Consider the following 362-nt stretch of genomic DNA (forward strand, 5'->3'; position numbering starts at 1 on the left):
ATGTGAGCGTCTTTTTCTTCAGTTCATTAAGGGCATTCTGGTGTTGCAAATCCTGTTGTGAGATATCCAGCTTCTGTAGCGCAAGCGCAATTTCATCCTTATGTGCCAGTACGCTTTGTTCATCCGCCGTCAGTTTTTTACCGGACAAATCAGCGATGCGCTGCTGAAATGACAAAAGCTGCTTATGCGCTTCCGTCATTTTTTCGGTCGTGGAAAGCTTCGCGGCGGCAATCTGCCCTTCAGTCTGCGCCTGTTGCTGGCTGTACTGCAAAAGCAGTCGCCTGGCCTCGTCGTTGTGGTAAGTCTTTGGCTTTTTCGCCTGTTGTGACAACGCCTTTTTATGACGTTCATTTTCGCGTTCC

Annotated in this window: 1 pseudogene; it reads right to left on the reverse strand. The window is 48.9% G+C overall.

Annotated features, from left to right (window positions below):
- Positions 1-362 (reverse strand): annotated as a pseudogene (locus tag ACLJNW_RS23645) (phage tail tape measure protein); the annotation flags it as partial.

This window comes from Salmonella sp. SAL4457 (assembly GCF_046548235.1).
GTDB lineage: Bacteria > Pseudomonadota > Gammaproteobacteria > Enterobacterales > Enterobacteriaceae > Salmonella > Salmonella enterica.